The following is a 24,057-nucleotide window of genomic DNA, read 5'->3' on the forward strand; positions in this document are numbered from 1 at the left end:
TCCGCTAGCTACGGAACCGACTCAGAACTTGAGTCCGGCCTCGCGGGCGGCGTCCGCCAGGGCGGCGATGCGCCCGGCGTACTGGTTGCCACCACGGTCGAACACGACAGCCTCGACGCCGGCGGCCTTGGCGCGCTCGGCGACCAGGGCGCCGACCTGCTTGGCCTGCGCGGACTTGTCGCCCTCGCCACCGCGGATCGTGGTGTCCAGGGTGGACGCCGACGCCAGGGTGTGACCCTTGATGTCGTCGATCACCTGGGCCACGATGTGGCGGTTCGAGCGGGTAACGACCAGACGCGGACGCTCCGCCGTTCCGTTGATGTGCTTACGGATCCGGATGTGGCGGCGCTTGATCGCGGCGCGCTTGTAGGCGTCGCCCTTGAGGATCTTCTGTCCGTATGCCATGGCTTACTTACCCGCCTTTCCGACCTTGCGGCGGATGACTTCGCCCTCGTACTTGACGCCCTTGGCCTTGTACGGGTCGGGCTTGCGCAGCTTGCGGATGTTGGCCGCGACCTCGCCGACCTTCTGCTTGTCGATGCCCTCGACCGAGAAGCGCGTGGGCGCCTCGACCTTGAAGGTGATGCCTTCGGGGGCCTCGACAGTGATCGGGTGGCTGTAGCCGAGAGCGAACTCCAGGTTCGAACCCTTGGCCTGCACGCGGTAACCGACACCGCTGATCTCGAGCTTCTTCACGTAACCCTGGGTCACGCCGGTGATCATGTTCGCCACCAGCGTGCGGGACAGGCCGTGCAGGGCCTTGTTCTGACGCTCGTCGTTCGGGCGGGTCACCGAGAGGGTGCCGTCTTCGCCCTTGGCGACCTCGATCGGCGCCGAGACGGTGTGGGTCAGCTCGCCCTTGGGGCCCTTGACCTTGACCGTACGGCCGTCGATGGTGACGTCCACGCCGGCGGGAACCGCGATGGGGAGCTTGCCGATGCGCGACATAGCTGTTTCCTCCGTTCCCTTCTGCTACCAGACGTAGGCGAGGACTTCCCCACCCACGCCCTTCTTGCCGGCCTGCTTGTCGGTGAGGAGACCGTGCGACGTGGAGATGATCGCCACGCCCAGGCCGCCGAGCACCTTCGGCAGGTTGGTGGACTTCGCGTACACCCGGAGACCGGGCTTGGAGATCCGCTTGATGCCCGCGATGGAGCGCTCACGGTTCGGGCCGAACTTCAGCTCGAGAACGAGGCTCTTGCCGACCTCGGCGTCCTCGACCTTCCAGCCCGTGATGAAGCCCTCCTGCTGGAGGATCTCCGCGATGTGCGACTTGATCTTCGAGTGCGGCATCGCCACGGTGTCGTGGTACGCCGAGTTCGCGTTCCGCAGACGCGTAAGCATGTCTGCGATCGGATCAGTCATGGTCATGAATTGGCCTTCGGCCTCTCTCGCCGGGGTTTCCTGGTGCGCCATCCCTCTCCCCGATCCGAGACGGGACGGGTGCGGCGCGGTGGACCTACGGCGTAGTAAGTCGTAAGGGCGGCAACAGGCGCCCAACCCCACAAGCCTAAGGCATGCGGGCTGGGCGTCCTGCCGCCCTGTCTGCTTACCGAGAGCCTTGGTTATCCCTGAAAGTCGGGATTACCAGGAGCTCTTGGTCACGCCCGGCAGCTCGCCACGGTGAGCCATCTCACGAAGGCACACGCGGCACAGGCCGAACTTGCGGTACACGGAGTGCGGGCGGCCGCAGCGCTGGCAGCGGGTGTAGCCACGCACACCGAACTTGGGCTTGCGAGCAGCCTTAGCGATCAGAGCCTTCTTCGCCATCTCGCTCACGCCTCCTTGAAGGGGAAGCCGAGGTGACGAAGGAGCGCGCGGCCCTCAGCGTCGTTGGTCGCCGTGGTGACCACGGTGATGTCCATACCCCGGACGCGGTCGATCTTGTCCTGGTCGATCTCGTGGAACATGACCTGCTCCGTGAGACCGAAGGTGTAGTTGCCACGGCCGTCGAACTGCTTGGGGGACAGACCGCGGAAGTCGCGGATGCGCGGCAGCGCGAGCGACAGGGTGCGGTCCAGGAACTCCCACATGCGGTCGCCACGGAGCGTGACGTGGGCACCGATCGGCTGGCCCTCACGCAGCTTGAACTGCGCGATGGACTTGCGGGCCTTGGTGACGGCCGGCTTCTGACCGGTGATGGTGGTCAGGTCGCGGATCGCGCCCTCGATCAGCTTCGAGTCACGGGCGGCGTCACCGACACCCATGTTGACCACGATCTTGACGAGGCCGGGGATCTGCATGACGTTCTCGTACTTGAACTCGTCACGCAGCTTGCCCGCGATCTCCTCGCGGTACTTCGTCTTGAGACGCGGAGTGGTGGTGGTAGCCATCAGATGTCCTCACCCGTCCGCTTGGCAACGCGGATCTTGTTGCCCTCGTCGTCGAAGCGGTAACCGACACGCGTGACGACCTTCGTGCCGTCCTTCTCCACGACCAGCTGGACGTTGGAGACGTGGATCGGGGCCTCGGTGGTCACGATGCCGCCGGCCTGGGAACCGCGAGCGGTCGGGCCGGCCTTGGTGTGCTTCTTGACCCGGTTGACACCCTCGACCAGGACACGGTCCTCGCGGGGGAAGGCCGCGATGACCTTGCCCTGCTTGCCCTTGTCCTTACCGGTGATGACCTGGACCAGGTCGCCCTTCTTGATCTTCATGCTTACAGCACCTCCGGCGCGAGCGAGATGATCTTCATGAACTTCTTCTCGCGCAGCTCACGGCCGACGGGGCCGAAGATACGGGTGCCGCGAGGGTCGCCGTCGTTCTTCAGAATGACGGCGGCGTTCTCGTCGAAGCGGATGTACGAGCCGTCCGGACGGCGGCGCTCCTTGACGGTGCGAACGATGACCGCCTTGACGACGTCACCCTTCTTCACGTTGCCACCGGGGATCGCGTCCTTGACGGTGGCGACGATGACGTCACCGATGCCCGCGTAGCGGCGACCGGAGCCACCGAGCACACGGATGCAAAGGATCTCCTTCGCACCAGTGTTGTCGGCGACACGCAGTCGCGACTCCTGCTGGATCACGTCTATCTCCTGTTTGTCTGCCGGTTCCCCGGGAGCCGCTCAGCGAGCGGCTCCCGGAGCCTGGCGGAACTGACCTGCCGGGTTTGCCCCGCAGGCGTGTTTTCTGGTTTTCGCTCGCGCGAAATACCTACTTGGCCTTCTCGAGGATCTCGACGACGCGCCAGCGCTTCGTGGCGGACAGCGGCCGGGTCTCCATGAGGAGGACGCGGTCGCCGACACCCGCGGCGTTCTGCTCGTCGTGCGCCTTGAGCTTGTTCGTACGGCGGATGACCTTGCCGTACAGCGCGTGCTTGACACGGTCCTCGACGGCGACGACGACGGTCTTGTCCATCTTGTCGCTGACGACCAGACCCTCACGGGTCTTGCGGAAACCGCGAGCTTCCTTGTTCTCAGTCACGTTGCTCTCGCTCATGCGTTCTCCACCGTTTCGATGCCCAGCTCACGCTCGCGCATCAGGGTGTAGATCCGCGCGATGTCCTTACGGACGGCCTTCAGCCGACCGTGGTTTTCGAGCTGACCCGTGGCCGCCTGGAAGCGGAGGTTGAACAGCTCTTCCTTGGCCTCGGTGAGCTTCGCGAGAAGCTCCTCGTTGCCCAGTTCGCGCAGCTCGGACGCCTTGGTACCGGCCGACATCACGCTTCACCTGCCTCGCGCTTGACGATCCGGCACTTCATCGGCAGCTTGTGGGCTGCGCGAGTCAGCGCCTCACGGGCGATCTTCTCGTTGGGGTACGACAGCTCGAACATGACCCGGCCCGGGTGCACGTTCGCGATCCACCACTCCGGAGAACCCTTACCGGAACCCATGCGGGTCTCGGCAGGCTTCTTGGTGAGGGGACGGTCCGGGTAGATGTTGATCCAGACCTTGCCGCCACGCTTGATGTGGCGGGTCATCGCGATACGGGCCGCCTCGATCTGGCGGTTGGTCACGTACGCCGGCGTGAGGGCCTGAATGCCGTACTCGCCGAACGCGACCGTCGTACCGCCCTTGGCCTGACCACGGCGCTTCGGGTGGTGCTGCTTGCGGTGCTTGACCCTACGGGGGATCAGCATGACGGTCAGGCCTCCGTTCCGGTGCTCTCAGCCGGAGCGGCGGCGGGAGCCTCGGCCTTGGGGGCCTCGGCGCCTGCAGCCTGCTGCGGCTTACGACCGCGCCGCTCGCCACCGCGGCCACCACGGGCCGGGCGGTCGGCACCACCGCGGGCCGGGCGGTTACCCGCACGGGCAGCGGCGTTCTCGGCGCGGACCTCGGCGATGTTCTTGACGTCGCCCTTGTAGATCCAGACCTTCACACCGATGCGGCCGAAGGTCGTCTTGGCCTCGAAGAAGCCGTAGTCCACGTTCGCGCGGAGCGTGTGCAGGGGCACGCGGCCCTCGCGGTAGAACTCCGAGCGGGACATCTCGGCGCCACCGAGGCGGCCACCGCACTGGATCTTGATGCCCTTGGCGCCGGCCTTCATCGCCGACTGCATGCTCTTACGCATGGCGCGACGGAAGGAGACGCGGGAGGAGAGCTGCTCGGCGACGGCCTGGGCAACCAGCTGAGCGTCGGTCTCGGGGTTCTTGACCTCGAGGATGTTCAGCTGGACCTGCTTGCCCGTGAGCTTCTCGAGGTCACCGCGGATGCGGTCGGCCTCGGCGCCACGGCGGCCGATGACGATGCCCGGACGCGCGGTGTGGATGTCCACGCGGACGCGGTCACGGGTGCGCTCGATCTCCACCTTCGAGATGCCGGCGCGCTCCATGCCGGACGTCATCATCCGACGGATGGCGACGTCTTCCTTGACGTAGTCCTTGTACAGCTTGTCGGCGTACCACCGGGACTTGAAGTCCGTGGTGACACCGAGCCGGAACCCATGCGGGTTAACCTTCTGGCCCATTACCGGGTTCCTTCCTTGCTGCTGACGACCACGGTGATGTGGCTGGTCCGCTTGCGGATCCGGTAGGCACGGCCCTGGGCGCGCGGCCGGAACCGCTTCAGGGTCGGGCCCTCGTCGACGTACGCCTCGGAGATGAAGAGGCTGTCGGCGTCGGTGTGGTCGTAGTTGTGCGCGGCGTTGGCGATGGCGCTGTCGAGCACCTTGCCGACGGGCACTGAGGCGGCCTGCGGAGCGAATCGCAGGACCGCCTGAGCCTCCGTGGCGTCCATGCCACGGATAAGGTCCACCACGCGGCGGGCCTTCATGGGCGTAACGCGGATGTACCGCGCCTGGGCCCTGGCTTCCATGGTTGTCCCTCTCAGTTACTTACGTGTCTGAATGCGATCCGCGTTTAGCGGCGCTTCGACTTCCGGTCGTCCTTGACGTGACCCCGGAAGGTGCGCGTCGGCGAGAACTCGCCGAGCTTGTGGCCGACCATCGACTCGGTGACGAACACCGGGATGTGGGTCTTGCCGTTGTGCACCGCGAGCGTGTGGCCGAGCATGGCCGGCACGATCATGGAGCGACGGGACCAGGTCTTGATGACGTTCTTGGTGCCGGCTTCGTTCTGGGCTTCCACCTTCTTGATCAGGTGGTCGTCGACGAAGGGCCCCTTCTTGAGACTGCGCGGCATCTAAACCCGCTCCTAGCGCTTCTTGTTCGTCTTGCGGCGGCGGACGATGTACTTGTTGCTCGCCTTCTTGGGAGCACGAGTACGACCTTCCTTCTGACCCCACGGGGAGACCGGGTGGCGACCACCGGAGGTCTTGCCCTCACCACCACCGTGCGGGTGGTCAACCGGGTTCATCGCCACACCGCGAACGGTCGGGCGGACGCCCAGCCAGCGCTTGCGGCCGGCCTTGCCCCAGTTGATGTTGCTCTGCTCGGCGTTGCCGACCTCGCCGACGGTGGCGCGGCAGCGCACGTCGACCAGGCGGATCTCACCGGACGGCATGCGGAGGTGGGCCATCTGGCCCTCCTTCGCGAGCAGCTGCACGGAGGCACCGGCGGAGCGGGCGAACTTGGCGCCGCCACCGGGACGGAGCTCGATCGCGTGGATCGTGGTACCGACCGGGATGTTGCGGAGCGCCAGGTTGTTGCCCGGCTTGATGTCGGCCCCGGGACCGTTCTCGACGCGGTCACCCTGCTGCAGGTTGCGCGGGGCGAGGATGTAGCGCTTCTCGCCGTCGGCGTAGTGCAGCAGCGCGATGCGCGCGGTGCGGTTGGGGTCGTACTCGATGTGCGCGACCTTCGCCGGCACGCCGTCCTTGTCGTGACGACGGAAGTCGATCACGCGGTAGGCGCGCTTGTGTCCGCCACCCTGGTGGCGAACGGTCACACGACCGGCGTTGTTACGGCCGCCCTTGCTGTGCAGCGGGCGGACCAGCGACTTCTCCGGCGTGGACCGCGTGACCTCGACGAAGTCGGCGACGCTGGAGCCACGGCGGCCCGGCGTAGTCGGCTTGTACTTGCGGATTCCCATTTCTCAGTCCTCGTCCGATATCGGACGATCCGACCCGCTTACGCGGTCGGACCGCCGAAGATGTCGATACGGTCGCCCTCGGCGAGGGTCACGATCGCGCGCTTGGTGCCCGCGCGCTGGCCGAAGCCGGTGCGGGTCCGCTTGCGCTTGCCCTGGCGGTTGATCGTGTTGACCCCGGTGACCTTGACGTCGAAGACCGCCTGGACGGCCTGCTTGATCTGGGTCTTGTTGGCGTTCGGGGCGACGATGAACGTGTACTTGTTCTCGTCGAGGAGCGCGTAGCTCTTCTCCGACACGACCGGCTTCAGCAGGACGTCACGGGGGTCCGTGTACGCCTTGCTCGCCGGGGTGACGACGGTGTTCTTGCCCTCGGCGGCGTGGCGACGCGCCTTGGCGACGCGCGCGGCCTTGGCGGCCTTGGCCGCCTTGGAGGCAATGCTCGGGTGACGCGTAGCCATCAGGCCTCGCTCCCTTCGGTGTCATCGGCCTTCGGGCCCGACACGAAGGACTCGAACGCGGCCTGGGTGAAGACCACGTCGTCCGAGACGAGAACGTCGTACGTGTTCAGCTGGCCCGGCTCCAGGATGTGGACCTGGGGCAGGTTGCGGGCGGACAGCCACGCGGCCTCGTCGGCGCGCTCGACGACCAGGAGCAGGTTCTTGCGCTCCGAGATCTTGCCGAACAGGCTCTTCGCGGCCTTCGTGGACGGGTTGTCGCCCTCGATCACGCCGGAGACGACGTGGATGCGGTTGTTGCGGGCCCGGTCGGTGAGGGCGTGGCGCAGGGCCGCGGCCTTCATCTTCTTCGGGGTCCGCTGCGAGTAGTCACGCGGCACGGGACCGTGCACGACGCCACCACCGGCGAACTGCGGCGCGCGGGTCGAACCCTGACGGGCGCGACCGGTGCCCTTCTGGCGGTACGGCTTCTTGCCGCCACCACGGACCTCGCCACGGGTCTTGGTCTTGTGCGTGCCCTGTCGGGCAGCGGCCAGCTGGGCGACGACGACCTGGTGAAGCAGCGGAACGCTGATCTTCTCTACGTCGAAGATCTCCGCGGGGAGCTCGACGGTACCGGCCTTGTCGCCAGCCGGCGAAAGGATGTCAACAGTGCTCATCGGTTACCTCAGGCCCCCTTGGCCGCGGTGCGGACCAGGACGAGGCCGCCGTTCGGACCGGGAACCGCGCCCTTGATGAGCAGCAGACCCTTCTCCGCGTCAACGGCGTGGACGGTCAGGTTCTGGGTGGTGACCCGCTCGTTGCCCATGCGACCCGCCATGCGGAGGCCCTTGAACACACGGCCCGGGGTGGCGCAGCCACCGATGGAACCGGGCGAGCGGTGCTTGCGCTGGGTGCCGTGACCGGCGCCGAGGCCCTTGAAGTTGTGACGCTTCATGACACCGGCGAAGCCCTTGCCCTTGCTCTTGCCGGTGACGTCGACCTTCACGCCGGCCTCGAAGACCTCGGCCGTGACTTCCTGGCCGAGCGTGTACTCGGAGGCGTCAGCGGTGCGGATCTCGACGAGGTGGCGACGGGGGGTGACGTCGGCCTTGGCGAAGTGGCCCTTGAGGGGCTTGTTCACCTTGCGCGGGTCGATCTCGCCGAAGGCGATCTGGACCGACTCGTAGCCGTCGACGTCGTTCGTACGGACCTGGGTGACGACGTTGGGGCCGGCCTTGACGACGGTGACCGGGACGACGCGGTTGTTCGCGTCCCACACCTGCGTCATGCCGAGCTTCTCGCCCAGGATGCCCTTGATCTGCTTAGCCATCGTTCAGATCACCGGCCTCAGAGCTTGATCTCGATGTCGACACCGGCCGGGAGGTCGAGTCGCATCAGAGAGTCAACGGTCTTGGGGGTCGGGTCGAGGATGTCGATCAGGCGCTTGTGCGTGCGCATCTCGAAGTGCTCGCGCGAGTCCTTGTACTTGTGCGGCGACTTGATGACGCAGTACACGTTCTTCTCAGTGGGCAGCGGCACCGGGCCCGCGACCGACGCACCAGTGCGAGTCACCGTCTCGACGATCTTCTTCGCCGAAGAGTCGATGACCTCGTGGTCGTAGGCCTTGAGCCGGATGCGGATCTTCTGTCCCGCCATGGCTACTCAGTAGTCCTGTCTCTCTTACGCTCTGGAACCCGGTGTTCCCTTGACCTCCTCCGACCCACGCGGTCGGGCGTGTCGCGCTCCCGCTGACACAGATGTCCCTTGTTCGAACATCCCTGCGTGGGAACACGGCCCTTCCGGAACCGCAAGCCGGGAGCTAGGAGGCCCACCGGGTGCCTGGTCGGTGCCGCGCTGTCACTTCCCGGAAGATTCCCGTACGTCCGCCCCAGCGCTGCCTTTCGGCAGTTAGGGCGACGAGTACTGTGGGACTCGCTTCCGGTCCTCCCGGCGGGAGGCGCGCAGCATCAACACTCGACCGAGCAACCCCGCTAGTCTGCCATACGGGGCAGGGGCCTGGCCAATCGAGCCGGAGAGAATACCCCGAGCGTGACGCAGGTCAAACCCTGGGCCGCCGTGCGCGCCTCCCCGGTGTGTCAGATGACGCCCTGGGCCAGCATCGCGTCGGCCACCCGCTCGAAGCCCGCGATGTTCGCACCGGTCACATAGTCGCCCGGAGCGCCGTAGCGCTCGGCGGTCTCGGCGCAGGTGGTGTGGATGTCGGCCATGATGCGGGCGAGTTCACGCTCGACCTGGTCGGCCTTCCACGAGGTGCGCGAGGCGTTCTGGGTCATCTCCAGCGCGCTGACCGCGACACCGCCGGCGTTCGCCGCCTTGCCGGGACCGAAGGCGACCCCGGCCCGCTGGAACAGCTGCACGGCCTCCGGCGTGGTCGGCATGTTGGCGCCCTCGGAGACCGCCTTCACGCCGTTGCGGATGAGCGTGTCGGCGTCGACGGCGTTCAGCTCGTTCTGGGTGGCCGACGGCAGGGCGACGTCCGCGGGGACCTCCCAGACGCGTCCGCCGGGCACATAGCGCGCGGAGGCGCCCCGGCGCTCGGCGTACTCGCTCACGCGGCCCCGCTCGACCTCCTTGATCCGGCGCAGCAGCTCCACGTCGATGCCCTTGTCGTCGACGACGTAGCCGCCGGAGTCGGAGCAGGTGACCGGGTTGGCGCCGAGGGCGGCCAGCTTCTCGATGGTGTGGATGGCGACGTTGCCGGAGCCGGAGACGACGGCGGTCTGGCCCTCCAGGTCCTCGCCGCGGGAGCGCAGCATGGCCTCGGTGAAGAGCACGTTGCCGTACCCGGTGGCCTCCGGGCGGATCAGCGAGCCGCCCCAGCCGGCGCTCTTGCCGGTGAGGACGCCGCCCTCCCAGCGGTTGGTGATGCGCCGGTACTGGCCGAACAGGTAGCCGATCTCCCGGGCGCCGACGCCGATGTCACCGGCGGGGATGTCGGTGTACTCGCCGATGTGCCGGTACAGCTCGCTCATGAAGGACTGGCAGAAGCGCATGACCTCGGCGTCGCTGCGGCCCTGCGGGTCGAAGTCGCTGCCGCCCTTGCCGCCGCCGATGCCGAGCCCGGTGAGCGCGTTCTTGAAGATCTGCTCGAAGCCCAGGAACTTGATGATGCCGAGGTTCACCGAGGGGTGGAAGCGCAGGCCGCCCTTGTAGGGGCCGAGGGCGCTGTTGAACTCGACGCGGAAGCCGCGGTTGACGTGGACCCGCCCCTGGTCGTCCTGCCACGGCACCCGGAACATGATCTGCCGCTCGGGCTCGACCAGCCGCTCCACGAGCCCCGGCTCCGCGTACTCGGGCCGTGCGGCCAGCACCGGTGCGAGGGTCTCCAGCACCTCACGGGCGGCCTGGTGGAACTCCGGCTCCGCGGGGTTGCGGCGCTCCACCTCGGCGCGCAGACGGTCGAGGGAGGACTTGGGGTCGGGTCGGGAGGACACGGAGGTCACGGGGCAGGTCCCTTTCTGGCACGGCTTCACCGGTACGGCACCGGTGGGGGCGCTCGGCGCCGTTGCCGCGCGCGGGACGGCGGCCGGGTCGTGGACCTATACGAGTTTTCGTATACGACACGCCGGCCGACCGTCCCAGTGTTACTCCCGTGTTACGCGGGTACCAAGGGGCGGGCCCGAAAGTCCGCTATCTGGACGTCGCGTACGGGGTGCGGACGACTCAGTGCCCAGGGTGCTTCGGTCCCTTCGGGCCGCCCTTCCCGCAGTCGTGCTCGCGGGCGTCCTTCAGGGTGTCGCGCAGCGCGTAGTACGCCGGCTTACGGCCGAAGTCGTCCGTCATGACCGTCGCGAAGCCCTCGCCCTGGAAGAACACCGGGACCCACGAGTACTTGTCGGTGAAGCCCCAGATGGTGAACGAGTTGCAGCCATCGACCTCCAGGCACGCCTGCAGCATCCGCTGGTAGTACTCCGCCTGCTGCTTCTCCTGGGCCGGGGTCGGGACCGAGCCCTCCGGGACGTCCATGCGGACGTCCAGCTCGGTGACCGCCGTCTCCAGGCCGAGCGCGTCGAAGCGGCGCAGGTTGTCGGCGAGGTCGCCGGGGAAGCCGTAGCGCGTGCTCAGGTGGCCCTGCACGGAGAAGCCGTGCACCGGCACCCGCTGCGCGCGCAGATCCTTCACCAGCGCGTAGTACGCGTCGCTCTTCGCGTTGACGCTCTCGACGTTGTAGTCGTTGAGGAACAGCTTCGCCTTCGGGTCCGCCTGGTGCGCCCAGCGGAACGCGTCCGCGACGATCCCCGGACCGAGCTCACGGATCCAGATGTTGTCCCGCGTACGCAGCTTGCCCTGGTCGTCGAAGATCTCGTTCGCCACGTCCCACTGCTGGATCCTGCCCTTGTACCGGCCGACCACCTTGGTGATGTGCTCGCGCAGGATGCCGCGCAGCTCCGCCTCGGTGAAGTCGCCGTTCTCCAGCCACGCGGGGTTCTGGCTGTGCCACAACAGGGTGTGTCCGCGCACCACTTGGTGGTTCTTGCGGGCGAACTCGACGATCGCGTCCGCCTGCTTGAAGTCGTAGCGGTCGCGCTCGGGGTGGATGTAGTCCCACTTCATCTGGTTCTCGGGCGAGACCGAGCTGAACTCCCGCCCCAGGGCCTTCCGGTACTCCTTGTCGTACGTGAAGGGGTCCGGGTAGTCCTGCTCCAGGTGGTGGCCGCCGCCGGCCACGGCCGTGCCGATCACGAAACCTTCGGGGGCGGCCGCGCGCAGCCGGTCGGGCGCCGCGTGGGCGTGCGGCGGCGCCTTGGGGCCGGTCTTCGGGGTGGCGGACGCCGAACCGCCCAGGAGCGGCAGGGCCAGTGCTGCGGTGGCGAGGGCCACGGTGGCGAAACGAAGGGGTCTCATGCGGCTTCCATTCCCGTCCTCGTTCTCGAATGTTTCGAAAACGAATCCGAAACATTAGGGGTGGGGCGGACGGTATGGTCTGGCCGAGCGGCGCGTCAATACCCGTGCACGCGCGGGGTTTTCAGGCCGCGCTCATCCCGCCGACGGACGGATCACCTCCTCCGCCACCCACCGGGCGACGCCCTCGGGAAACGGCGCCGGCAGCCCCAGTACGACGTGTCGGAACCCCGCCTCCAGCGCCTCCCCCACGGCATCCCGTACGGCGTTGGGCCGGCCGGTGTCGACCGGGAGGTGGAATCGACCGGACGATCGACGCGGGGTCGCGGCCGATGTCGGCGCAGTACCGGTCCAGCAGGGCGCTGCGCCGCACCACGTCGTCGATGTCGCCGCCCGGCACGTTCCACACGTCGGCGTGGACCGCGGCCACACGCAGCGTCGCCGACGACCGGCCGCCGACGAGGATCGGCGGATGCGGGCGCTGCACGGGCCTGGGGCGGGCGAAGGCACCGGTCAGCCGGTGATGGGTGCCGTGGAAGTCGAACGGCTCCTCCGCGGTCCACAGCCGGCGGATCACCGTGCACGCCTCGGCGAGGCTCTCCACCGCCTGGGACGGCTCCAGGAAGGGCAGCCCGTGGGCGGGGTACTCGCGCCGGGCCTCCGGTGGGTGGGGCCGTGAGCCGACCCCGATGCCGAAGTCCAGTCGCCCGCCGGAGACGACGTCCACGGTCGTCGCGATCTTGGCGAGATGCGCGGGCGCCCGGAACCGGTTGCTGGTCACCATGACCCCGAGCCGGAGCCGCCCGGTCTGTGCCGCGAGCGCGGCGAGCAGCGTCCAGCCCTCGAAGACCGGCCCCTCGGGGTCGCCGAAGATGGGCATGAGGTGGTCGAACAGCCAGGCGTGCTCGATCTCGGGGACCTCGTCGGCCTCGCGCCAGACGCGGACGAGGTCGTCGTAACCGACCTGCGAGGGCGCGGTCATGATCCCGAAGCTGGGTCGGGGGGTGCCGGACATCAGGTGCCGTCCGTCCCGGTCAGCGGCGGCGCAGGGACGCGTCGAGCAGCGCGGGAGGCGTGTCGAACTTCTCCTGCGGGGCCAGGTCGGTGCCGGGGGCGACGATCTCGTCGATCGCGTCGAGGACGTCGGCGGAGAGCACGGTGTCGGCGGCGGCGAGCTGGGAGTGCAGATGCTCCAGCGTGCGGGGGCCGATGAGCGCGGCGGTCACGGCGGGGTGCGCGTTGACGAAGCCCAGGGCCAGCTGGATCAGGGTGAGACCGGCCTGGTCGGCGACCTCGGCGAGCCGCTCGACGGCCTCGCTGCGGGCCTGGTTGGAGGGGATCGAGAGGTCGAACCGCTCGGGCAGCACCTTCGAGCGGCTCGTGGTCACCTCCTGGCCCTTGCGGACCGCGCCCGACAGCCAGCCCGACGCCAGCGGGCTCCACACCAGCACGCCGAGGCCGTACTCCTGGGTCACCGGAAGGACGTGCGACTCGATGCCGCGCTGGAGGATCGAGTAGCTGGGCTGCTCGGTGACGTACCGGCCGAGCCGCAGCTCGCGGGCGGCCCACTGCGCCTGCACGATGCGGTACGCGGGGAAGGTGGAGGAGCCGAAGTAGCGGATCTTCCCGGCGCGCTGGAGGTCGGTGAGGGCCGACAGGGTCTCCTCGTCGGTCGTCGTGGGGTCCCAGCGGTGGATCTGGAACAGGTCGACGTGGTCCACACCGAGGCGGCGCAGGCTGTCGTCGAGGGCCTTGTAGAGCCAGCGGCGGGAGCTGCCCCGGTGATTGCGCTCCTCCCCGATCGGCATGGTGGCCTTGGTGGCCAGCACGAGGTCGTCGCGGCGGCCCGCGATGGCCTTGCCGACCATCTCCTCGGACTCGCCCTCGCCGTAGAAGTCGGCGGTGTCGATGAGGTTGACGCCGGCCTCCAGGGCCGCGTCGACGATGGCGGTGGCCTCGTCCTGGGTGGTGCGCCCGATGGCGCCGAAGTTCATGGCGCCGAGCGCGAGCGTGCTGACCTGGACGCCGGTGCGGCCGAGCGTGCGGTACTGCATGGGAGCCTCCTACACTGAAAACGGAACAACGTTCCGGTACGTCCACCACGATACGGAACAACGTTCCGTTTCTGCAAGGGCAGACGTACGAAGGGGCTCGGCGAACCCCCGTGAGACCATGCGGGGACCCGGCGAGCGAGCGAGGAGCACGCGGTGAGCGACAGCGACCAGCGCGACGGAAGCGCGGCCACGTCCCGGCGGAAGGACGCCCGGCGCAACAAGGAGACGCTGCTCGACGCGGCCGCCGCGGTATTCGTCACCTCGGGCGTGGACGCCCCCGTGCGCGACATCGCCGCCCGGGCCGGCGTCGGCACGGGCACCCTCTACCGGCACTTCCCGACCCGCGCGGACCTGATCATCGCCGTCTACCGGCACCAGGTGGACGCCTGCGCCGAGGCCGGTCCCGCGCTGCTCGAAGAGGCCCCGACCCCGCACGCGGCGCTGCGCCGGTGGATCGACCTGTTCGTGGACTTCCTGGTCACCAAGCACGGGCTCGCCGCCGTGCTGCGCTCCGACCAGTCGGGCTTCACTGCCCTGCACGAGTACTTCCTGGACCGTCTGGTGCCCGTCTGCGCCGACCTGCTGGCCGCGGCCGTCGCCGCCGGCGAGATCCGCGACGACGTCCAGGCCCTCACGCTGCTGCGCGGCGTCGGCAACCTCTGCATCGGCGCCGAGAACGACCCCGACTACGACGCCCGCCGGCTCGCCGCGGTCCTGGTCGACGGGCTGCGCCGCACCCCCTGACGGACCACCGCCGGCTCCCCGTCCGGACCCTCGTCCGGACCTGTCTCCGGGCATGCGAAAGGGCCCGCACGACCGAAGTCGTGCGGGCCCCTTCAGGTGCTCGCGCTTGGAGCTACCAGGTCAGATCGACAATTACTTGTTGATCTTGGTGACCTGGCCGGCGCCGACCGTCCGGCCACCCTCACGGATGGCGAACTTCAGGCCCTCTTCCATGGCGACGGGCTGGATGAGCTCCACCTTCATCTCGGTGTTGTCACCCGGCATGACCATCTCGGTGCCCTCGGGGAGGGTCACGACGCCGGTCACGTCCGTCGTACGGAAGTAGAACTGCGGACGGTAGTTGTTGAAGAACGGCGTGTGGCGGCCACCCTCGTCCTTGGACAGGATGTAGGCCTGCGCCTCGAACTCGGTGTGCGGGGTGACCGAGCCCGGCTTGATGATGACCTGGCCGCGCTCGACGTCCTCGCGCTTGATGCCGCGGAGCAGCAGACCGACGTTCTCACCGGCCTGGCCCTCGTCGAGCAGCTTGCGGAACATCTCGATGCCGGTGACCGTGGTGGTGGTCTTCTCCGGCTTGATGCCGATGATGTCGACGGTCTCGTTGACCTTGAGGACACCACGCTCGATGCGGCCGGTGACGACCGTACCGCGACCGGTGATGGTGAAGACGTCCTCGATCGGCATCAGGAACGGCTTGTCGACGTCACGCTCGGGCTGCGGGATCGCCTCGTCGACGGCGGCCATCAGGTCCAGGACCGACTGGCCCCACTCCTTGTCGCCCTCGAGCGCCTTGAGCGCCGAGACCTTGACGACGGGAACGTCGTCGCCCGGGAACTCGTACTCGGAGAGGAGCTCACGGACCTCGAGCTCGACGAGCTCCAGGATCTCCTCGTCGTCCACCATGTCGGCCTTGTTCAGGGCGACGACGATGTACGGGACGCCGACCTGGCGGGCCAGGAGCACGTGCTCCTTGGTCTGCGGCATCGGGCCGTCGGTGGCGGCGACCACGAGGATGGCGCCGTCCATCTGCGCCGCACCCGTGATCATGTTCTTGATGTAGTCCGCGTGACCGGGGCAGTCGACGTGGGCGTAGTGACGCGTCTCGGTCTGGTACTCGACGTGCGCGATGGAGATGGTGATACCGCGCTGGCGCTCCTCGGGAGCCTTGTCGATCTGGTCGAAGGCCGAGGCCTCGTTCAGGTCCGGGTACGCGTCGTGCAGCACCTTGGTAATGGCGGCCGTAAGGGTCGTCTTACCGTGGTCGATGTGACCGATGGTGCCGATGTTGACGTGGGGCTTAGTCCGCTCGAACTTCGCCTTCGCCACGGGGTCCTCCTGTGGAGTGGTTCTGAACGCCTTGCTTCATCGGCGCCAGGTGATCTTTGCTGGAAAGCCCGGGCCCCGGGGCATTCCGCCCGCTGTTGCGGTGGAATGCCCCCTGAGGCTCCGGAGTCAAGCCTAAAGCGTGTGAACGCGGTGCGTTACTCGCCCTTGGCCTTCGCGATGATCTCCTCGGCGACGTTCCGCGGAACCTCGGCGTAGGAGTCGAACTGCATGGAGTAGCTGGCCCGGCCGGACGTCTTGCTGCGCAGGTCGCCGACGTAACCGAACATCTCCGAGAGGGGCACGAGGCCCTTCACGACGCGAGCACCCGCCCGCTCCTCCATGGCCTGGATCTGGCCACGGCGGGAGTTGATGTCACCGATGACCTCGCCCATGTAGTCCTCGGGCGTGGTGACCTCGACGGCCATCATCGGCTCGAGCAGCACGGGGCTGGCCTTGCGCGCGGCCTCCTTGAAGGCCTGCGAGCCGGCGATCTTGAACGCGAGCTCGGAGGAGTCGACCTCGTGGTAGCCACCGTCGAGCAGCGTGACACGCACGCCGGTCATCTCGTAGCCCGCGAGGATGCCGAACTGCATGGCCTCCTGCGCACCGGCGTCCACCGAAGGGATGTACTCCTTCGGGATACGGCCACCGGTGACCTTGTTCACGAACTCGTACGAGGCGTCGCCGCCCTCGATCGGCTCGATCGCGATCTGCACCTTGGCGAACTGGCCGGTACCACCAGTCTGCTTCTTGTGCGTGTAGTCGACGCGCTCGACGGCCTTGCGGATCGTCTCACGGTACGCGACCTGCGGCTTGCCGACGTTGGCCTCGACCTTGAACTCACGGCGCATACGGTCGACCAGCACCTCGAGGTGCAGCTCGCCCATACCACCGATGATGGTCTGGCCGGTCTCCTCGTCCGAGTGGACCTGGAAGGAGGGGTCCTCCTCCGCGAGACGCTGGATGGCGACACCCAGCTTCTCCTGGTCACCCTTGGACTTGGGCTCGATGGCGACCTGGATGACCGGCGCCGGGAAGTCCATGGACTCCAGGATCACCGGCTGCTTGTCGTCGCTCAGCGTCTCACCGGTGGTGGTCTGCTTGAGGCCCATGACGGCGACGATGTCGCCGGCGCCCACCGACTCGATCTCCTCACGCTTGTTCGCGTGCATGCGGTAGATCTTGCCGATGCGCTCCTTCTTGCCCTTGACGGAGTTCAGCACCTGGGTGCCGGACTCCAGGCGACCGGAGTACACGCGGACGAACGTGAGCTTGCCGAGGTGCGGGTCGCTCATGATCTTGAACGCCAGCGCCGACAGCGGCTCCTCGTCGGACGGCTTGCGCTTGACGACGACCTCGGGGTCCTTGACGTCGTGGCCCTCGATGGCCTCGACGTCGAGGGGGGTCGGCAGGTAGCGCACGACCGCGTCGAGCAGGGGCTGGACGCCCTTGTTCTTGAACGCGGTGCCGCAGAACACCGGGGTGACCGTGGTGTCGCTCGACTTGCCGGACGCGATGGTGATGCGACGGATCGCGGCGTACAGCTGCTCCTCGGTGGGCTCCTGGCCCTCCAGGTACAGCTCCATGATCTCTTCGTCGTTCTCGGCGACGCCCTCGATCAGCTTGCCGCGGTACTCCTCGGCAGCCTCGGTGTGCGTGGCCGGGATGTCGACGACGTCGTACATCTCGCCCTTGGCGGCCTCGGCGGACCACACGAGCGCCTTCATGCGGACCAGGTCCACGACGCCCTTGAAGTCGGCCTCGGCACCGATCGGAAGCTGCATGACCAGCGGCTGCGCACCAAGGCGGTCCGAGATCATGTCGACGCAGCGGTGGAACTCGGCACCGGTGCGGTCCAGCTTGTTCACGAAGCAGATGCGCGGCACGCCGTAACGGTCGGCCTGACGCCACACCGTCTCGGACTGCGGCTCGACACCGGCGACACCGTCGAACACCGTGACGGCACCGTCGAGCACGCGGAGCGAACGCTCCACCTCGACCGTGAAGTCGACGTGACCCGGGGTGTCGATGATGTTGATCGTGTAGTCGTTGTCCTCGAGCGGCCAGTGACAGGTGGTGGCAGCAGAGGTGATCGTGATGCCACGCTCCTGCTCCTGCTCCATCCAGTCCATGGTGGCAGCGCCGTCGTGGACTTCACCGATCTTGTAGCTGACGCCGGTGTAGAAGAGGATCCGCTCGGTGGTGGTCGTCTTGCCCGCGTCGATGTGGGCCATGATCCCGATATTGCGGACCCTGGCCAGGTCAAGTGAAGTGGTAGCCATAAGGCTTCAGTCTTCTCTCGGTCTCGATGGGGTCTGCGACTACCAGCGGTAGTGCGCGAAGGCCTTGTTGGACTCGGCCATCTTGTGGGTGTCCTCGCGCTTCTTCACGGCCGCACCGAGGCCGTTCGACGCGTCGAGGAGCTCGTTGAGCAGACGCTCGGTCATGGTCTTCTCGCGACGGGCGCGGGAGTAACCGACCAGCCAGCGCAGCGCGAGCGTGTTGGCACGACCGGGCTTGACCTCGATCGGAACCTGGTACGTCGCACCACCGACACGGCGGGACTTGACCTCGAGGGTCGGCTTGATGTTCTCAAGCGCGCGCTTCAGCGTGATGATCGGGTCGTTGCCCGTCTTCTCACGCAGACCCTCCATGGCACCGTAGACGATGCGCTCGGCGGTGGAGCGCTTGCCGTTCAGCAGCACCTTGTTGATCAGGGAGGTCACCAGAGGAGAGCCGTAGACCGGGTCGATGATGACCGGGCGCTTCGGGGCGGGGCCCTTACGAGGCATTCTTACTTCTCCTTCTTGGCGCCGTAGCGGCTGCGGGCCTGCTTGCGGTTCTTGACACCCTGGGTGTCGAGGGAGCCGCGGATGATCTTGTAGCGAACACCCGGCAGGTCCTTCACACGGCCGCCGCGCACGAGCACGATGGAGTGCTCCTGCAGGTTGTGTCCCTCACCCGGAATGTAAGCGGTGACCTCGATCCCGCTGGTCAGACGCACACGCGCGACCTTACGCAGGGCCGAGTTCGGCTTCTTCGGGGTGGTCGTGAACACACGCGTGCAGACGCCACGACGCTGAGGGGAACCCTCGAGTGCGGGCGTCTTGTTCTTCTCGACCTTGTCCTGCCGGCCCTTACGGACCAGCTGCTGGATCGTAGGCACTACTTCTCCGGTTTCTGTGTGCCGAATGGTGAAGCTAACCTGGAACATCGCCGACCCACGCGGTCGGGTGTGTCGAATCCGGCGGACTCCCGCCGCGAGGCGAAAAGAGCACAGATCACGGTGGCCGCTCACAGCTCGCTGTACGGTCTGAAGGCACGCACAAGAGCCAGGGCACACCCCAGGCACAAGGTCTGAGCGTACCTATCGCATTCGCTGCGGTCAAAACAAATGGGTCCGGCCCGCATCCCCATACGGCCGATGTCAAGACCACACGGCGATGTCGATCTTCGTTCCGTCGATCCGGCCACGTCACGGCCCCGTTCACGCGGACACGGCCGCGGCCACGATCATCAGCGTCAGCAGCGCCGCCCACGCCGCGTTCGACAGCCAGCCGAGGACGAGCCCCGTGAGCGCGAGCCCGTCACCGCCCTCGCCCGTACGCCGTATCTCCGCACGGGCCGAGTGCCCCAGCACCACGGCCGGTATGCCGGCGAGTCCGAAACTCATCAGGCAGAGCACCCCGCAGACGGCCGAACCTACCGCCTTGCCGTTGGTCCGCGGCCGGTCGAGGGGCAGGAAGGTCCGCGGCACCGGTGTGACGGGCGCCGGCAGCGGCAGCGGCCCCTGGGGCAGATCGGCGACCAGCAGGGCCAGCTCCCCCACCGTACGGGCCGCGTAGGCCCGCGCGACCCGCTGCTCGAACTCGGGCTTCTCCAGGCGCCCCTCCCCGAACCCGGCTCTGAGGACGTCCACCGCCCGCTCCCGGTCGGCATGCGAGGCGAGCATCGCGGGGGCGGCGGCCCCCGCCCAGGGCTGCGGCACACCGCCCGCGTCCCTCTGCCACGGCTGCGGGCCGTGCGCCTGCCAGGGCTGCCACGGCGGCCACGACGGCTGAGTCATGGAGCACCTCCCCCGTAACGGTCGGAGTCCCTCCATCATGCGCCGAACGGGCGCCTCGGGCATCGGGGTCGGACCCTGACGGATCCCCGAGCGGCCCCCGAGCGGCCCCCGAGCCGGCCCCGGACCGCCCCGGACACGCCGAAGGGCGGCCACCCCGAGGGGTGACCGCCCTTCACACGATCGCTCGCTTACTGGTTGTACGGACCGTAGTCGTAGTCCTCCAGCGGAACGGCCTGGCCGGAGCCGGTGCCGAACGGCGAGTAGTCGATGTCGTCGTAGCCGACGGCCGAGTACATCGCGGCCTTGGCCTCCTCGGTCGGCTCGACCCGGATGTTGCGGTAGCGGGACAGACCCGTACCGGCCGGGATGAGCTTACCGATGATGACGTTCTCCTTGAGGCCGATGAGCGAGTCGGACTTGGCGTTGATCGCCGCGTCCGTGAGGACTCGCGTCGTCTCCTGGAAGGACGCCGCCGACAGCCAGGACTCCGTGGCCAGCGAGGCCTTGGTGATACCCATGAGCTGCGGACGACCGGAGGCCGGGTGACCGCCCTCCTGCACCACACGACGGTTCTCGGTCTCGAACTTCGAGCGCTCGACCAGCTCGCCGGGCAGCAGCTCGGCGTCGCCGGACTCGATGATCGTCACGCGGCGCAGCATCTGCCGGATGATGATCTCGATGTGCTTGTCGTGGATCGACACACCCTGCGAGTTGTAGACCTTCTGGACCTCGCCGACCAGGTGGACCTGGACGGCACGCTGACCCAGGATGCGCAGCACGTCGTGCGGGTTGGTGGCACCCACGGTGAGCTTCTGGCCCACCTCGACGTGCTCGCCCTCGCTCACCAGGAGACGGGCGCGCTTCGAGATCGGGTACGCCGTCTCGTCGCTGCCGTCGTCCGGGGTGACGACGATCTTCTTGGTCTTCTCGGTCTCCTCGATCCGCACGCGGCCGGTGGCCTCGGAGATCGGGGCGACACCCTTCGGGGTACGGGCCTCGAAGAGCTCGACGACACGGGGCAGACCCTGGGTGATGTCGTCACCGGCCACACCACCGGTGTGGAAGGTACGCATCGTCAGCTGGGTACCGGGCTCACCGATGGACTGGGCGGCGATGATGCCGACCGCCTCACCGATGTCGACCAGCTTGCCGGTGGCCAGCGAGCGGCCGTAGCACATCGCGCAGGTGCCGACCTGGGACTCGCAGGTCAGGATCGAACGGGTCTTGACCTCCTCGACACCGTGGTGCACCAGCTGGTCGATGAGCACGTCGCCCAGGTCCACGTTGGCCGGCGCGATCACCTTGCCGTCGATGACGACGTCCTCGGCGAGCATGCGGGCGTAGACGCTGGTCTCGACGTCGTCCGCCTTGCGCAGCACACCGTCGGCGCCGCGGTGGGCGATCCGCAGCTTCAGACCGCGCTCGGTGCCGCAGTCCTCCTCGCGGATGATGACGTCCTGCGAGACGTCCACCAGACGACGGGTCAGGTAACCCGAGTCGGCGGTACGCAGGGCGGTGTCCGCCAGACCCTTACGGGCACCGTGCGTGGAGATGAAGTACTCCAGCACGGACAGACCCTCACGGAACGACGCCTTGATCGGACGCGGGATCGTCTCGTTCTTCGCGTTCGACACCAGACCACGCATACCGGCGATCTGACGCATCTGCATCATGTTGCCTCGTGCACCCGAGTTCACCATCATGAAGATCGGGTTGGTCTTCGGGAAGTTGTCGTTCATCGCCTCGGCGACCTCGTTGGTCGCCTTGGTCCAGATCGCGATGAGCTCCTGCGTGCGCTCGTCCTTGGTGATCAGACCGCGCTCGTACTGCTTCTGGACCTTCTCGTCCTGTGCCTCGTAGCCCTTGACGATCTCCTTCTTCGCCTCGGGAACGACGACGTCGGAGATGGCCACGGTGACACCGGAACGGGTCGCCCAGTAGAAGCCGGACGCCTTCAGGTTGTCGAGCGTCGCCGCCACGATGACCTTCGGGTAGCGCTCGGCGAGGTCGTTGACGATCTCCGAGAGCTGCTTCTTACCGACCTCGTAGTCGACGAACGGGTAGTCCTCGGGCAGCAGCTCGTTGAAGAGCGCGCGGCCCAGGGTCGTCCGCAGCCGGAACGAGTCACCCTGCTGCCACTCCGGCTCGCCCTCCTCCTGCGCCGGCGGGGTCCAGCCGCGCGGCGGGATGGTGCCGACCGGGAAGCGGATGTCGATCTTCGACTGCAGCGAGAGCTCGCCGGCGTCGAAGGCCATGATCGCCTCGGCCACGGAGGAGAAGGAGCGGTCCTCGCCCTTCACGTCCCGCATCTCGCCGTCGGTGGTGAGGAAGAACAGACCGAGGACCATGTCCTGGGTCGGCATCGTCACCGGACGGCCGTCGGCGGGCTTGAGGATGTTGTTCGAGGACAGCATCAGGATGCGGGCCTCGGCCTGCGCCTCCGCGGACAGCGGCAGGTGCACGGCCATCTGGTCACCGTCGAAGTCCGCGTTGAACGCGGTGCAGACGAGCGGGTGGATCTGGATGGCCTTGCCCTCGACCAGCTGCGGCTCGAAGGCCTGGATGCCGAGGCGGTGCAGGGTGGGAGCACGGTTCAGCAGAACCGGGTGCTCGGCGATGACCTCTTCGAGGACGTCGTACACGACCGTGCGGCCGCGCTCCACCATGCGCTTGGCGCTCTTGATGTTCTGCGCGTGGTTCAGGTCGACCAGGCGCTTCATCACGAACGGCTTGAAGAGCTCCAGCGCCATGGCCTTGGGCAGACCGCACTGGTGCAGCTTCAGCTGCGGGCCGACGACGATGACGGAACGCGCCGAGTAGTCGACTCGCTTGCCGAGCAGGTTCTGACGGAAGCGGCCCTGCTTGCCCTTGAGCATGTCGGACAGCGACTTCAGCGGACGGTTACCGGGACCGGTGACCGGCCGGCCACGACGGCCGTTGTCGAACAGCGCGTCGACGGCCTCCTGGAGCATGCGCTTCTCGTTGTTCACGATGATCTCGGGCGCGCCGAGGTCGAGAAGCCGCTTCAGGCGGTTGTTGCGGTTGATGACACGGCGGTACAGGTCGTTCAGGTCGGAGGTCGCGAAGCGGCCACCGTCCAGCTGCACCATCGGACGCAGGTCCGGCGGGATGACCGGCACGCAGTCGAGCACCATGCCCTTGGGGCTGTTGCTGGTCTGCAGGAACGCGGAGACGACCTTCAGGCGCTTGAGCGCACGGGTCTTCTTCTGGCCCTTGCCGGTACGGATGATCTCGCGGAGCTTCTCGGCCTCCTCCTCGAGGTCGAAGGACTCCAGGCGCTTCTGCAGCGCCGCGGCACCCATCGAGCCGTCGAAGTACGTGCCGAAGCGGTCACGCAGCTCGCGGTAGAGCAGCTCGTCGCCCTCGAGGTCCTGGACCTTGAGGTTCTTGAACCGGGTCCACACCTCGTCCAGGCGGTCGATCTCGCGCTGCGCACGGTCGCGCAGCTGCTTCATCTCGCGCTCGGCACCCTCGCGCACCTTGCGGCGCACGTCGGCCTTGGCGCCCTCGGCCTCCAGCTCGGCCAGGTCGGTCTCGAGCTTCTTGGCGCGGGCCTCCAGGTCGGCGTCCCGGCGGTTCTCGATCTGCTGGCGCTCGACCGAGACGTGCGCCTCCAGGGAGGGCAGGTCGCGGGTACGGCGCTCCTCGTCGACGTACGTGATCATGTACGCCGCGAAGTAGATGACCTTCTCGAGGTCCTTGGGCGCCAGGTCCAGCAGGTAGCCGAGGCGCGAGGGGACACCCTTGAAGTACCAGATGTGCGTGACGGGAGCGGCCAGCTCGATGTGGCCCATCCGCTCGCGGCGCACCTTGGCGCGGGTCACCTCGACGCCGCAGCGCTCACAGATGATGCCCTTGAAGCGGACACGCTTGTACTTGCCGCAGTAGCACTCCCAGTCCCGGGTCGGACCGAAGATCTTCTCGCAGAAGAGTCCGTCCTTCTCGGGCTTGAGGGTGCGGTAGTTGATGGTCTCGGGCTTCTTGACCTCGCCGTGGCTCCACTGACGGATGTCGTCAGCGGTGGCCAGACCGATCCGGAGCTCATCGAAGAAGTTGACGTCGAGCACTATGCGTCAATCCCTCTCAGGGTTGTAAGTCTTGGGGTCTGAAACGGGGGC

Annotated in this window: 28 protein-coding genes and 1 pseudogene; 1 reads left to right on the plus strand and 28 read right to left on the minus strand. The window is 67.5% G+C overall.

The window, feature by feature from the left end:
• Positions 1–21: 21 nt before the first annotated feature.
• From rplR to KBY32_RS09960, 22 genes and pseudogenes are all read right to left on the minus strand, one after another.
• Positions 22–405, minus strand: coding sequence for a 50S ribosomal protein L18 (gene rplR / locus KBY32_RS09855; RefSeq protein WP_055622533.1), 384 nt, complete (start codon positions 403–405; stop codon positions 22–24).
• Positions 406–408: 3 nt separating this feature from the next.
• Positions 409–948, minus strand: a complete 540-nt coding sequence (gene rplF, locus KBY32_RS09860; RefSeq protein ID WP_055622534.1) for a 50S ribosomal protein L6 — start codon at positions 946–948, stop codon at positions 409–411.
• Positions 949–972: 24 nt separating this feature from the next.
• Positions 973–1,371: a 30S ribosomal protein S8 gene (gene rpsH / locus KBY32_RS09865; RefSeq protein ID WP_053759511.1), complete on the minus strand. Its 399-nt coding sequence runs from the start codon at positions 1,369–1,371 to the stop codon at positions 973–975.
• Between the two features lie 213 nt (positions 1,372–1,584).
• Positions 1,585–1,770: a type Z 30S ribosomal protein S14 gene (locus KBY32_RS09870; RefSeq protein ID WP_003948630.1), complete on the minus strand. Its 186-nt coding sequence runs from the start codon at positions 1,768–1,770 to the stop codon at positions 1,585–1,587.
• Between the two features lie 5 nt (positions 1,771–1,775).
• Positions 1,776–2,333, minus strand: coding sequence for a 50S ribosomal protein L5 (gene rplE, locus KBY32_RS09875; RefSeq protein WP_007494758.1), 558 nt, complete (start codon positions 2,331–2,333; stop codon positions 1,776–1,778).
• A complete protein-coding gene (gene rplX, locus KBY32_RS09880) occupies positions 2,333–2,656 on the minus strand; it encodes a 50S ribosomal protein L24 (protein WP_055622535.1) in 324 nt (107 codons plus the stop codon). Before rplX ends, rplE begins: the two co-directional genes overlap by 1 nt.
• Before the next feature lie 2 nt (positions 2,657–2,658).
• A complete protein-coding gene (gene rplN, locus KBY32_RS09885) occupies positions 2,659–3,027 on the minus strand; it encodes a 50S ribosomal protein L14 (protein ID WP_003998823.1) in 369 nt (122 codons plus the stop codon).
• 127 nt (positions 3,028–3,154) lie between these two features.
• On the minus strand, positions 3,155–3,439 hold the full coding sequence (gene rpsQ, locus KBY32_RS09890; protein WP_039656223.1) for a 30S ribosomal protein S17: 285 nt from the start codon (positions 3,437–3,439) through the stop codon (positions 3,155–3,157).
• The gene (rpmC, locus tag KBY32_RS09895) at positions 3,436–3,660 is read right to left on the minus strand and encodes a 50S ribosomal protein L29 (protein WP_055622536.1); all 225 of its coding nucleotides are present in this window, start codon (positions 3,658–3,660) and stop codon (positions 3,436–3,438) included. The genes rpsQ and rpmC overlap by 4 nt, the downstream gene beginning before the upstream one ends.
• Complete coding sequence (gene rplP / locus KBY32_RS09900) at positions 3,660–4,079, minus strand: 50S ribosomal protein L16 (RefSeq protein WP_004927269.1); 420 nt, start codon at positions 4,077–4,079, stop codon at positions 3,660–3,662. The genes rpmC and rplP overlap by 1 nt, the downstream gene beginning before the upstream one ends.
• Positions 4,080–4,084: 5 nt before the next feature.
• Entirely contained in the window at positions 4,085–4,906 is an 822-nt protein-coding gene (gene rpsC / locus KBY32_RS09905) for a 30S ribosomal protein S3 (RefSeq protein WP_014674374.1), read from the minus strand.
• Positions 4,906–5,253: a 50S ribosomal protein L22 gene (gene rplV, locus KBY32_RS09910; RefSeq protein ID WP_003974262.1), complete on the minus strand. Its 348-nt coding sequence runs from the start codon at positions 5,251–5,253 to the stop codon at positions 4,906–4,908. The genes rpsC and rplV overlap by 1 nt, the downstream gene beginning before the upstream one ends.
• A gap of 44 nt (positions 5,254–5,297) precedes the next feature.
• A complete protein-coding gene (rpsS, locus tag KBY32_RS09915) occupies positions 5,298–5,579 on the minus strand; it encodes a 30S ribosomal protein S19 (protein WP_019753092.1) in 282 nt (93 codons plus the stop codon).
• A 12-nt stretch (positions 5,580–5,591) separates the two neighbouring features.
• The gene (rplB, locus tag KBY32_RS09920) at positions 5,592–6,428 is read right to left on the minus strand and encodes a 50S ribosomal protein L2 (RefSeq protein ID WP_055622537.1); all 837 of its coding nucleotides are present in this window, start codon (positions 6,426–6,428) and stop codon (positions 5,592–5,594) included.
• Between the two features lie 38 nt (positions 6,429–6,466).
• A complete protein-coding gene (gene rplW / locus KBY32_RS09925; RefSeq protein WP_055622538.1) occupies positions 6,467–6,886 on the minus strand; it encodes a 50S ribosomal protein L23 in 420 nt (139 codons plus the stop codon).
• On the minus strand, positions 6,886–7,542 hold the full coding sequence (gene rplD / locus KBY32_RS09930; RefSeq protein WP_055622539.1) for a 50S ribosomal protein L4: 657 nt from the start codon (positions 7,540–7,542) through the stop codon (positions 6,886–6,888). Before rplD ends, rplW begins: the two co-directional genes overlap by 1 nt.
• Before the next feature lie 8 nt (positions 7,543–7,550).
• Positions 7,551–8,195: a 50S ribosomal protein L3 gene (gene rplC / locus KBY32_RS09935; protein WP_055622540.1), complete on the minus strand. Its 645-nt coding sequence runs from the start codon at positions 8,193–8,195 to the stop codon at positions 7,551–7,553.
• Between the two features lie 17 nt (positions 8,196–8,212).
• On the minus strand, positions 8,213–8,521 hold the full coding sequence (gene rpsJ / locus KBY32_RS09940; protein WP_003948644.1) for a 30S ribosomal protein S10: 309 nt from the start codon (positions 8,519–8,521) through the stop codon (positions 8,213–8,215).
• A gap of 440 nt (positions 8,522–8,961) precedes the next feature.
• Positions 8,962–10,320 (minus strand): NADP-specific glutamate dehydrogenase, encoded by a 1,359-nt coding sequence (gene gdhA / locus KBY32_RS09945; RefSeq protein ID WP_115507843.1) that lies wholly within the window; start codon positions 10,318–10,320, stop codon positions 8,962–8,964.
• A 229-nt stretch (positions 10,321–10,549) separates the two neighbouring features.
• A complete protein-coding gene (locus KBY32_RS09950; protein ID WP_210979647.1) occupies positions 10,550–11,731 on the minus strand; it encodes an endo-1,4-beta-xylanase in 1,182 nt (393 codons plus the stop codon).
• 132 nt (positions 11,732–11,863) lie between these two features.
• Positions 11,864–12,743, minus strand: a pseudogene (locus KBY32_RS09955) (LLM class flavin-dependent oxidoreductase).
• Positions 12,744–12,762: 19 nt separating this feature from the next.
• A complete protein-coding gene (locus KBY32_RS09960) occupies positions 12,763–13,782 on the minus strand; it encodes an aldo/keto reductase (protein WP_055622543.1) in 1,020 nt (339 codons plus the stop codon).
• A 153-nt stretch (positions 13,783–13,935) separates the two neighbouring features.
• On the opposite strand from KBY32_RS09960, the gene KBY32_RS09965 reads away from it, so the two are divergent.
• Positions 13,936–14,526 carry a TetR/AcrR family transcriptional regulator gene (locus KBY32_RS09965; protein WP_210979648.1) on the plus strand — a complete coding sequence of 197 codons (591 nt, stop codon included), beginning with the start codon at positions 13,936–13,938 and terminating at the stop codon, positions 14,524–14,526.
• Positions 14,527–14,658: 132 nt separating this feature from the next.
• On the opposite strand, the gene tuf is transcribed toward KBY32_RS09965, so the two are convergent.
• The 6 genes from tuf to KBY32_RS09995 all read right to left on the minus strand — a co-directional run bounded on the left by tuf (position 14,659) and on the right by KBY32_RS09995 (position 24,006).
• Positions 14,659–15,852, minus strand: coding sequence for an elongation factor Tu (gene tuf / locus KBY32_RS09970; RefSeq protein ID WP_055622545.1), 1,194 nt, complete (start codon positions 15,850–15,852; stop codon positions 14,659–14,661).
• A gap of 155 nt (positions 15,853–16,007) precedes the next feature.
• Entirely contained in the window at positions 16,008–18,134 is a 2,127-nt protein-coding gene (fusA, locus tag KBY32_RS09975; protein WP_055622546.1) for an elongation factor G, read from the minus strand.
• Between the two features lie 39 nt (positions 18,135–18,173).
• On the minus strand, positions 18,174–18,644 hold the full coding sequence (gene rpsG / locus KBY32_RS09980) for a 30S ribosomal protein S7 (protein ID WP_003992340.1): 471 nt from the start codon (positions 18,642–18,644) through the stop codon (positions 18,174–18,176).
• A 2-nt stretch (positions 18,645–18,646) separates the two neighbouring features.
• Positions 18,647–19,018: a 30S ribosomal protein S12 gene (gene rpsL / locus KBY32_RS09985; protein ID WP_003948652.1), complete on the minus strand. Its 372-nt coding sequence runs from the start codon at positions 19,016–19,018 to the stop codon at positions 18,647–18,649.
• 321 nt (positions 19,019–19,339) lie between these two features.
• The gene (locus KBY32_RS09990) at positions 19,340–19,918 is read right to left on the minus strand and encodes a DUF1707 and DUF4190 domain-containing protein (RefSeq protein WP_079033675.1); all 579 of its coding nucleotides are present in this window, start codon (positions 19,916–19,918) and stop codon (positions 19,340–19,342) included.
• Between the two features lie 188 nt (positions 19,919–20,106).
• Entirely contained in the window at positions 20,107–24,006 is a 3,900-nt protein-coding gene (locus KBY32_RS09995; RefSeq protein WP_115507722.1) for a DNA-directed RNA polymerase subunit beta', read from the minus strand.
• Between the last annotated feature and the right edge of the window lie 51 nt (positions 24,007–24,057).

The organism is Streptomyces sp. RK62 (genome assembly GCF_018070255.1).
Classification (GTDB): domain Bacteria; phylum Actinomycetota; class Actinomycetes; order Streptomycetales; family Streptomycetaceae; genus Streptomyces; species Streptomyces nigra.

What these genes read in the sequence shown, in the direction of transcription:
- rpsQ (WP_039656223.1), bottom strand. Translation starts at nt 3,439, where the DNA reads ATGAGCGAGAGCAACGTGACTGAGAACAAGGAAGCTCGCGGTTTCCGC.
- rplX (WP_055622535.1), bottom strand. Translation starts at nt 2,656, where the DNA reads ATGAAGATCAAGAAGGGCGACCTGGTCCAGGTCATCACCGGTAAGGAC.
- rpmC (WP_055622536.1), bottom strand. Translation starts at nt 3,660, where the DNA reads ATGTCGGCCGGTACCAAGGCGTCCGAGCTGCGCGAACTGGGCAACGAG.
- rplC (WP_055622540.1), bottom strand. Translation starts at nt 8,195, where the DNA reads ATGGCTAAGCAGATCAAGGGCATCCTGGGCGAGAAGCTCGGCATGACG.
- rplR (WP_055622533.1), bottom strand. Translation starts at nt 405, where the DNA reads ATGGCATACGGACAGAAGATCCTCAAGGGCGACGCCTACAAGCGCGCC.
- rplB (WP_055622537.1), bottom strand. Translation starts at nt 6,428, where the DNA reads ATGGGAATCCGCAAGTACAAGCCGACTACGCCGGGCCGCCGTGGCTCC.
- rpsS (WP_019753092.1), bottom strand. Translation starts at nt 5,579, where the DNA reads ATGCCGCGCAGTCTCAAGAAGGGGCCCTTCGTCGACGACCACCTGATC.
- rplV (WP_003974262.1), bottom strand. Translation starts at nt 5,253, where the DNA reads ATGGAAGCCAGGGCCCAGGCGCGGTACATCCGCGTTACGCCCATGAAG.
- rpsG (WP_003992340.1), bottom strand. Translation starts at nt 18,644, where the DNA reads ATGCCTCGTAAGGGCCCCGCCCCGAAGCGCCCGGTCATCATCGACCCG.
- rpsJ (WP_003948644.1), bottom strand. Translation starts at nt 8,521, where the DNA reads ATGGCGGGACAGAAGATCCGCATCCGGCTCAAGGCCTACGACCACGAG.
- rplD (WP_055622539.1), bottom strand. Translation starts at nt 7,542, where the DNA reads ATGAGCACTGTTGACATCCTTTCGCCGGCTGGCGACAAGGCCGGTACC.
- KBY32_RS09870 (WP_003948630.1), bottom strand. Translation starts at nt 1,770, where the DNA reads ATGGCGAAGAAGGCTCTGATCGCTAAGGCTGCTCGCAAGCCCAAGTTC.
- rplP (WP_004927269.1), bottom strand. Translation starts at nt 4,079, where the DNA reads ATGCTGATCCCCCGTAGGGTCAAGCACCGCAAGCAGCACCACCCGAAG.
- rplF (WP_055622534.1), bottom strand. Translation starts at nt 948, where the DNA reads ATGTCGCGCATCGGCAAGCTCCCCATCGCGGTTCCCGCCGGCGTGGAC.
- rpsC (WP_014674374.1), bottom strand. Translation starts at nt 4,906, where the DNA reads ATGGGCCAGAAGGTTAACCCGCATGGGTTCCGGCTCGGTGTCACCACG.
- rpsH (WP_053759511.1), bottom strand. Translation starts at nt 1,371, where the DNA reads ATGACCATGACTGATCCGATCGCAGACATGCTTACGCGTCTGCGGAAC.
- KBY32_RS09960 (WP_055622543.1), bottom strand. Translation starts at nt 13,782, where the DNA reads ATGCAGTACCGCACGCTCGGCCGCACCGGCGTCCAGGTCAGCACGCTC.
- KBY32_RS09990 (WP_079033675.1), bottom strand. Translation starts at nt 19,918, where the DNA reads ATGACTCAGCCGTCGTGGCCGCCGTGGCAGCCCTGGCAGGCGCACGGC.
- fusA (WP_055622546.1), bottom strand. Translation starts at nt 18,134, where the DNA reads ATGGCTACCACTTCACTTGACCTGGCCAGGGTCCGCAATATCGGGATC.
- rplE (WP_007494758.1), bottom strand. Translation starts at nt 2,333, where the DNA reads ATGGCTACCACCACCACTCCGCGTCTCAAGACGAAGTACCGCGAGGAG.
- KBY32_RS09950 (WP_210979647.1), bottom strand. Translation starts at nt 11,731, where the DNA reads ATGAGACCCCTTCGTTTCGCCACCGTGGCCCTCGCCACCGCAGCACTG.
- rplW (WP_055622538.1), bottom strand. Translation starts at nt 6,886, where the DNA reads ATGGCTACGCGTCACCCGAGCATTGCCTCCAAGGCGGCCAAGGCCGCC.